This window comes from Acinetobacter pittii, assembly GCF_034064985.1.
GTDB classification, from domain to species: domain Bacteria; phylum Pseudomonadota; class Gammaproteobacteria; order Pseudomonadales; family Moraxellaceae; genus Acinetobacter; species Acinetobacter pittii_H.
Map to the genome: position 1 here is coordinate 1 of NZ_CP139250.1, position 7614 is coordinate 7614.

Sequence of the window (7614 nt, forward strand, 5' to 3'; positions counted from 1 at the left end):
ATGAAAACAGAACTAATAGTTAAAGATAATGCATTAATTAATGCCAGTTATAACCTTGATCTAGTCGAGCAACGGTTAATTCTTCTAGCTATCGTTGAAGCAAGGGAATCGGGTAAGGGAATAAATGCTAATGATCCATTAACAGTTCATGCTGAAAGCTACATCAATCAATTTGGTGTACATCGAAACACGGCTTATCAGGCATTAAAAGATGCTTGTGATGATCTATTTGCAAGACAATTCAGTTATCAAAGTCTTAGTGAAAAAGGCAACATTATTAATCACAAGTCAAGATGGGTGAGTGAAGTCGCTTATATTGATAATGAAGCGGTTGTTAGACTTATTTTTGCTCCCGCTATCGTGCCTTTAATTACAAGACTAGAAGAACAATTTACAAAGTATGAAATACAACAAATAAGCAATTTAACAAGTGCTTATGCCGTTCGGTTATATGAGATATTGATTGCATGGCGTAGTACAGGAAAAACGCCTCTTATAACTTTGTCTGATTTCAGACAAAAAATAGGTGTACTCGATACTGAATACAAACGAATGTATGACTTTAAAAAATATGTCTTAGACATTGCATTAAAGCAAGTAAATGAACATACCGACATTACTGTTAAAGTTGAACAGCATAAGACTGGTAGATCAATTACAGGTTTTTCATTTAGCTTTAAACAAAAAAAATCAGTAACGAAGTCAGCTAAAAGTATAGGTGTAAGCGAAGATATAACGATCACTTTAACAGATGCACAACGCTATTCATTTGCGAGTAAATTGTCAGAGCTTCCAGAAATGGGAAAACTTTCACAAGGCACCGAAAGCTATGAACAATTTGCTGTACGGATTGCAGATATGCTAAAACAGCCGGAGAAATTAAAAGAACTTACTCCATTACTTCGAAAAGTTGGCTTTCAATAAATTATGTCAATTGACATTGTAAAGTTGACAGTCAAGTATTAACACAAATTGAAAACTGGTTTACATAATGAAAAAACTGTCAGTTTCAGAGTTGGCTAAGCTTTACGGATATTCACGACAAGCCATATATGCCCATATAAACAAAGGAAATTTATCTAAAGGATCTGATGGATTAATTGACTTCGCAGAAGCCATAAGAGTTTTTGGGGAACCACAAAAGAAAGATACTAATGTCAATCAAAGTCAATCAATTAACAGTCAAAACTTGACAGAAGTTGACCTATTAAAACGTCAAGTTGACATACTGGAAAAACAGTTAAATCAAGCACTGTTTAGAGAAAATCAATCACTAGAACGTGAATCGTTTTATCAAGATCAGATCGAGGCCATGCAGCGCTTACTAGAAGCACCAAAAGCCAATATGACTACGTTTACCGATCAAGAACAGTCGCAAGCGAATGTAGCTCAAGTACAGCCAGAACCTAATATTGATGATCCTAAACATGACGGATTGACTACTCCAGAGAATAAGCGCATTCCTGTTCCAGAGCATGTTGAACCAGAGCCTAAAAAGCGTGGCTTCTGGAGTCGTTTTTTTCTTCCATATGGTTAACTTAGGCTAAATAAAACCGTGGAATATTGCTCAATAAATAAGCGTGGAACGTGAAAAATCATAAAAAAAACCCACCTTGGGGAAGATGGGCTATAAACTAGAAACTACAGCATTGATTTCTAAGGAAAATTATAACACATTTCGTATAAGGTGTATTATGTTAATAATATAAATTTTTAAAAGCATATTGATTTAATAATAGAAAAATTATCAGAGTAGGGTATGTGTAAAGTAAACGTTCAATTATCAACCAATAATGATTAAAGATTTATATCTTATATATGTTAATTTTATTAACATATATCTACCAAATTAATAATGCATTAAGTGAAATAATATGCTAGGTAAACATCATCATTTTTTAAAAAAATTTTCGATCAGTGATGCTGCTATAGCGTATAAAAAACCTCGCTCGACTATACTTAAATATATAAAAAGCGGAGATTTCAAACTTGACTACAATAACTTGATTGAATACAGTGAGTTAATTAGAAAATTTGGTGAAATTACTTCCCCTATACAGGACGAAAGAGAGCAACAAATCAAAAAACTAAAAGATGAAGTTATGCATTTAAAAAAACAACTTAATTTTTTTAAATATACTTCAATCTCAAACAAAAATAGACTATTAATTTCTCATAAAGACTCCATTTAACATAATGGTGCTTATGCGAAATGGCCCTTTAAGTTTACTTTAAGATCAATAATTTACATTGAGTTAAACCCTTGGAACGATCTCGTTCAACCGATTTAGAAATAAATCGGTTTTTTTATGTTCAATTTTGATACTTCTTGCCAATAAAATTGTTTAAAAAACAATCAAAAATAGCAATTCCATAGAGTTTATAAGCTTTTTTACCCAAAAGAATCCACTATTTCTGTGGATAACCACTGGGATAAATTTTGATTATTTTTTGTGCGTTTTGGCTTACAGCGTTTCACGAAATTGTCTGTATCTAAGCCCCGATGAAGTCCTTATGATCAATCTATATGAACAGGATGTTCAATGACTTAAAACAACAATAATAACAATAATAATCAGTCAGGCACCATGACCATCAGGTAGTCAGCCCTACCTAGGCGCTCCACACCGAAAAATCCCGACATGATGTCGGGATTTTTTATTGCCATTTGCAAAGTCATTCAATCAGATTTAATATATAGACTGTAATCTATATTGTGGTTGTAATATGTGGACAGTCATTACAACGGATCTGTTTAACGAATGGCTTGTACAGCAAGATGAATCTACACAAGAGAAAGTACTCGCAGCGTTGGTCGTTCTACAGCAACAGGGACCAAGTTTAGGTCGTCCTTTAGTAGATACCGTCTATGACTCCAAATTTACCAACATGAAAGAGCTACGTGTTCAGCATCGAGGTAAACCACTGAGAGCCTTTTTCGCATTTGATCCTTTACGACAAGCTATTGTGCTGTGTATCGGTGATAAAGGCGGTAAAAAGCGTTTTTATAAAGAGATGTTAGATATTGCCGATCAGCAATACGAACTTCATCTTTCAACTTTAGGAGATCAATCTAATGGCTAAGACCCTACAAGAATTATTGGCTAGTCGCTCTCCAGAGAGTCAAGCTCGTATTCAAAAAATGGCTGATGAATTACTGTTGGAAACTCAGCTTCACCTTATTCGTGAAGAGTTAGAGATTTCTCAAAAAGAACTGGCTGCAACCCTTGGAATCAAACAGCCGTCATTGTCAGCAATCGAAAATCGTGGTCATGATCTTAAAATTTCAACGATGAAAAAGTATGTTGAAGCAATGGGCGGAAAACTTCGTATTGATGTAGAGCTTCCAACAGGAAAACACATAGGATTTAATGTCTAATAATAAACCTTTGAAAAATAGTACTAAATTACTTGTTAATCTGGACAAGTTTATATTTTTAGTCAATGCTGCCGATAGCCTAGAAGAAATTGAAATTATTAGAGATTTATGCTGTGAATATTTTTCACATTGTAAGAGGCCAAGCTATTACATTGATATTTTTGACAATGCTTATTGGATAAAATATTACGAAATAGCTTAATCCTTCTAGATTCGCATAAGAGTTTCTATGTTAAATAGGACTAAAAATATACTCTAATTTTAGAGTTTTCTTTTAGGTATGATGTAAAAACATACAAGCCTAAGAGTTTAATTTAAAGGTTAAGAATTGAATAAATTAGTAAATATTTTTATGGCTTTAGGAGTTTGCCTTTCAATGGAAACATTTGCAGAACCTGTTTTTTCTAATGATTTATTAGCGAAAGCAGAAAGTGGAGATACTTCTGCCCAGTTAGAATTAGCTGAGATTTATCTATATGGTCATGGTGTTGATTCAGATGAAAATCAAGCTGAAATTTGGGCTATTAAATCAGCTGAAAATGGAAATGTAGCAGCAATGTTTTGGTTAGCTGATGGATATGTTACCTATGCTAGATTAATAGAGGATGATGACAAAAACGATTCTTTAGAACATTTCCAAAAAGCTTTTAAGTGGTTTCAGAAAGCTTCAGAAAATGGTCATTCTGAATCAATGGTTGAGTTAGCTGACCTATATACTCGCGCAGATAGCGGAATAGAAGTTAATATTAAGAAAGCTTTAGAACTTCGTGAAAAGGCTGCAAAGTTAGGTAATAAGAAAGCAATGCGAAGTCTTTCCGTTATGTATCGTGATGGTATAGGCATTCCTAAAAATACTGATTTAGCTCAAAGTTGGTGGGATAAGTCTGAAAATTAATTTTAGTAAAAGTTAAGGATTTTTTAAGAGTCTAATAAATGAATAGTGTTCATGAAATTATAGAAAAAATACATAATGAATGGGAGATTGAACCTAAGAAAGCTATTCAGAGAGGTATGGAATGTCCCTTTCCTTTGCAGTGTTCATTAAACCTAAAAAGCAAAATTTACCCACAAATACCCCAAGTACTTTTACCAAAAGTATTAGAGAATTTTTATACAGTATCTAATGGTGCAGATCTATTTAAAGATCAAGAATACGGACAATGGGGCTTAAAATTATATTCTATTGAGGAAGTAATTTTTGCTTCAAAAATTTATAAAAGTAATCGTAATAATGACGCTCTTCAAAGTGACTTAATTATTGGAGAATTCTATGGAGATTCAGACTTATTGTTAGTTCGATGTGATCCTAATAGTGATGATTACGGCTCTATTTTTGTTGTCTTACCTATAGATCAAAGACAAGATTGGTACATTGTTGCTAATACTTTTCAAGAATTCATTAGTAAATTTTATGAAACTCAGGGTGATAAATTCTGGGAACCTTAAAATTATATAGCCGATATAAGCTCTATTTAACTTATGTTCACCTAAAATTTATTTAATTATCACAAAAATAGTATCATTTTTTGAATTTCATATAACGCCCATTATGTTAATTTTAAGAAAACTAAAGATTTTTAAAGGATACTTATGGAATTTCTGATCTTTATTTTATTGATTGCTGTTTTAATTATTTTTCTTAAAATCAAGAAAAAGAAACCTAAAGTAAATGATGTGGGTCATTCGTCCACTTTTGAAATTTAGCCCTACAAATGAATATTAATTGCAAAATAAATTTGTGCTCACCTTTTCTCAGATAAAGATTCTTTACTTTTTTTCTATAAGAAACAATTAAATAGCTTACTACTTCTAAATTTTATACCAATTAGAAAAAATTTACTGTTAATTAAAACTTAACAAAAGCCTGAGCTTGTAAAATAATCTAAATATCAGTTACTTTATGTTCAGAAAAATATTATTATTGTATTATTAATGTTTAATATTTGTGGTTTGTATGTTCTGGATTCTTATAGCAGTTCTAGTTCTGATTGGTATACTATTAATTATTTCTATAGTGAAGGAACATCTTAAAAATCCTTTCAGATAAATGACTCCATTTTAATCCATTTAACATAATGGGCGTTATACGAATCTCTAAGAATAATTTTATTACACTGATTTTTATATATTTTTTAAATTTTAAGCCTAGACCAGAGTCTAAGGTTTTTCATTTCGTATAACAGCCATTATCTTAAATGGGAGGGGAGATTAAGCTAAAATTAGGGTTTTAATTTAGAGAAAGTAATGTCTCAGATAAAAATTTATGCTTTAGATGAAACTATAGAATTACATCGTGATAATTTAAGTAAAGCTATCCATCAGGCCTTAGTTAAAGAATTAAAATACCCTGAAGAAAAAAGGTTTCAACGTTTTATTCCACTAGAATCCAAAAATTTTATATATCCAGCAGACCGCAGTACATCTTATATAATTATTGAAATTTCCATGTTCGATGGACGAACAAAAGAGACTAAAAAAGCATTTATTAAGACTCTATTCGAAAATATAAACAATCTATGCGGTATTGATTCAAATGATGTTGAGATAACTATATTTGAAACCCCTAAAGAAAACTGGGGCATTAGAGGGGAAAATGCGGATGAACTACAGTTAAATTATAAGGTAAATGTTTAAATTTCCTAAAATTAACATAATACACCTTATACGAAGCCCAGGTTAATCCTGGGCTTTTTGTTGAATCTGATCATTGGTAGCAAACAGATCAGGATTGGTAATTTTGATGTTTTCCTGACAACTCCTGCAAAGCATCAGCCCAGCAAAAAGTTGTACATGTTCCGTTGATTCACAGAAGGCACATGGCTTAGGAAAAGAGATGATATTGGCTGAATTGACTAATTCTGTTGACATAAGAAGTAACCTTGGATTGTACATATTTATTTTTAATAAATTTCAATACTTTATACCTAATTTAGCCACTAAAATTTGTACATTATTGTATAATCCATGTGTACATATTATTTTTTATAATTTTCATTCACTTAGACCCAAAATAGTATTTATTTTTGTACAACACCATGTACAGAACAATAATCATATAAATCAAATTTTTAGCATAAAAAAGTCCATTAATTTTGTACACAATTCTGAAACTTAAAAATCTAAACTTTCATCAATTTTTTTCATAATTTCAATAAATTAACCTTAATTTTAAGATATATTCTGAAATTTGGTTTGAAAGCTGTTTTTACATTATATTTCAATACTTTAAATCAAAAAATTGGATATTTTTTGAAAAACTCAATGAAAGTTTATTTTTTATTTAAAAACAACTAGTTATATTGGTTTTTATCCATTTTTTTGAAACAGTTTCTATATGATAAAAAAACCTATAAAAACCATATCTAGCAAAGGTTTGAGGGTTATCATCTTTAGATGCGTGGTGTGTGACAAAAAAATCCCGGCATGTGCCGGATTCTGGATTAGAAAATTGGCTAAAGTGACGTAGGACTGGTGCTTGGTTTTACATGGAAAAAAGTATTTATTTTCTGGTTTATAAAAACGTAAAAAGATCAGTTTTTGTTCATTCATCCAGGTTAAAAATTTCAACCTAAAACTTTAATTATGAAAAGCTTCACAGAAAGTATTCAAATGCGATTTAAGAGCCTTTATCTAAAAAACATAGATCTTATAGCGAAAAACAGAAAACAGCTCAAAAAACGCAAAAGAGAGTGAAGTAAAGAGATGTTTTGACTTTAGATAGCTGCATAGAGCGAGTGTCTACGAGCGAACTATCAAAATTTGCGTCTAGACTCTCTGAAAAACATTTTTTTGCCCTCTTTAGCCTAAGAAAGTTTAATTTTCATGCAGAAATTTGCTCCTGGACCGAGCGTAGCGAGAAAAAAGCTTATGAGCGAAGCGAATTCCGAGTTGCTTTTGCTTTTTCTTAAAGTCACGCAAGTATTAACCAAAAAATTGCCCCGACGAACTGAGCGAAAGCGAAGTTCAATAGAGTTTGAGCGAAGCGAAAACCAAGGGCAATTTTTCATGACCTGAGCTTTTGAATATTTTTAAATCTTTTAAATGCTTTTAGACATGCTGAAAGCCTTTATTTATAAAATTCTTAGAGACTATAAAACGAGGTTTACCTTGCATTAAAACGAGGTTTACCTTGCATTAAAACGAGGTTTACCTTGCATTAAAACGAGGTTTACCTTGCATTAAGCGAGTTTATGATATAGCCTCGTCTTATTGAATTAAAAATATAACCTTTTCAT

At 31.5% G+C, this 7614-nt stretch carries 11 protein-coding genes; 9 read left to right on the top strand and 2 right to left on the bottom strand.

Annotation, left to right across the window (positions count from 1 at the left end; all coding sequences use genetic code 11):
* The 9 genes from repM to SOI76_RS18660 all read left to right on the top strand — a co-directional run bounded on the left by repM (position 1) and on the right by SOI76_RS18660 (position 6013).
* Positions 1-924 carry a replication initiation protein RepM gene (gene repM, locus SOI76_RS18620; protein ID WP_000845851.1) on the top strand — a complete coding sequence of 308 codons (924 nt, stop codon included), beginning with the start codon at positions 1-3 and terminating at the stop codon, positions 922-924.
* Between the two features lie 67 nt (positions 925-991).
* A complete protein-coding gene (locus SOI76_RS18625) occupies positions 992-1537 on the top strand; it encodes a plasmid replication DNA-binding protein (RefSeq protein ID WP_000736775.1) in 546 nt (181 codons plus the stop codon).
* 337 nt (positions 1538-1874) lie between these two features.
* Complete coding sequence (locus SOI76_RS18630) at positions 1875-2192, top strand: hypothetical protein (RefSeq protein ID WP_032040166.1); 318 nt, start codon at positions 1875-1877, stop codon at positions 2190-2192.
* A 535-nt stretch (positions 2193-2727) separates the two neighbouring features.
* Positions 2728-3084, top strand: coding sequence for a type II toxin-antitoxin system RelE/ParE family toxin (locus SOI76_RS18635; RefSeq protein WP_000269909.1), 357 nt, complete (start codon positions 2728-2730; stop codon positions 3082-3084).
* Positions 3077-3379, top strand: a complete 303-nt coding sequence (locus SOI76_RS18640) for a helix-turn-helix domain-containing protein (RefSeq protein ID WP_001140621.1) — start codon at positions 3077-3079, stop codon at positions 3377-3379. The genes SOI76_RS18635 and SOI76_RS18640 overlap by 8 nt, the downstream gene beginning before the upstream one ends.
* Positions 3372-3581: a hypothetical protein gene (locus tag SOI76_RS18645; protein ID WP_000069474.1), complete on the top strand. Its 210-nt coding sequence runs from the start codon at positions 3372-3374 to the stop codon at positions 3579-3581. The genes SOI76_RS18640 and SOI76_RS18645 overlap by 8 nt, the downstream gene beginning before the upstream one ends.
* Positions 3582-3755: 174 nt before the next feature.
* On the top strand, positions 3756-4274 hold the full coding sequence (locus SOI76_RS18650) for a tetratricopeptide repeat protein (protein ID WP_000447196.1): 519 nt from the start codon (positions 3756-3758) through the stop codon (positions 4272-4274).
* Positions 4275-4312: 38 nt separating this feature from the next.
* Entirely contained in the window at positions 4313-4825 is a 513-nt protein-coding gene (locus SOI76_RS18655) for an SMI1/KNR4 family protein (protein WP_001089573.1), read from the top strand.
* Positions 4826-5623: 798 nt separating this feature from the next.
* Complete coding sequence (locus SOI76_RS18660) at positions 5624-6013, top strand: tautomerase family protein (protein ID WP_032040164.1); 390 nt, start codon at positions 5624-5626, stop codon at positions 6011-6013.
* A gap of 42 nt (positions 6014-6055) precedes the next feature.
* On the opposite strand, the gene SOI76_RS18665 is transcribed toward SOI76_RS18660, so the two are convergent.
* The gene (locus tag SOI76_RS18665; protein ID WP_000102616.1) at positions 6056-6247 is read right to left on the bottom strand and encodes a hypothetical protein; all 192 of its coding nucleotides are present in this window, start codon (positions 6245-6247) and stop codon (positions 6056-6058) included.
* 462 nt (positions 6248-6709) lie between these two features.
* Positions 6710-6928, bottom strand: coding sequence for a hypothetical protein (locus SOI76_RS18715; RefSeq protein WP_001005328.1), 219 nt, complete (start codon positions 6926-6928; stop codon positions 6710-6712).
* Between the last annotated feature and the right edge of the window lie 686 nt (positions 6929-7614).

Bases quoted from the DNA above. Each gene is read 5' to 3' on its own strand.
- repM (WP_000845851.1), top strand. From the start codon at position 1: ATGAAAACAGAACTAATAGTTAAAGATAATGCATTAATTAATGCCAGT.
- SOI76_RS18625 (WP_000736775.1), top strand. From the start codon at position 992: ATGAAAAAACTGTCAGTTTCAGAGTTGGCTAAGCTTTACGGATATTCA.
- SOI76_RS18630 (WP_032040166.1), top strand. From the start codon at position 1,875: ATGCTAGGTAAACATCATCATTTTTTAAAAAAATTTTCGATCAGTGAT.
- SOI76_RS18635 (WP_000269909.1), top strand. From the start codon at position 2,728: ATGTGGACAGTCATTACAACGGATCTGTTTAACGAATGGCTTGTACAG.
- SOI76_RS18640 (WP_001140621.1), top strand. From the start codon at position 3,077: ATGGCTAAGACCCTACAAGAATTATTGGCTAGTCGCTCTCCAGAGAGT.
- SOI76_RS18645 (WP_000069474.1), top strand. From the start codon at position 3,372: ATGTCTAATAATAAACCTTTGAAAAATAGTACTAAATTACTTGTTAAT.
- SOI76_RS18650 (WP_000447196.1), top strand. From the start codon at position 3,756: ATGGAAACATTTGCAGAACCTGTTTTTTCTAATGATTTATTAGCGAAA.
- SOI76_RS18655 (WP_001089573.1), top strand. From the start codon at position 4,313: ATGAATAGTGTTCATGAAATTATAGAAAAAATACATAATGAATGGGAG.
- SOI76_RS18660 (WP_032040164.1), top strand. From the start codon at position 5,624: ATGTCTCAGATAAAAATTTATGCTTTAGATGAAACTATAGAATTACAT.
- SOI76_RS18665 (WP_000102616.1), bottom strand. From the start codon at position 6,247: ATGTCAACAGAATTAGTCAATTCAGCCAATATCATCTCTTTTCCTAAG.
- SOI76_RS18715 (WP_001005328.1), bottom strand. From the start codon at position 6,928: ATGAATGAACAAAAACTGATCTTTTTACGTTTTTATAAACCAGAAAAT.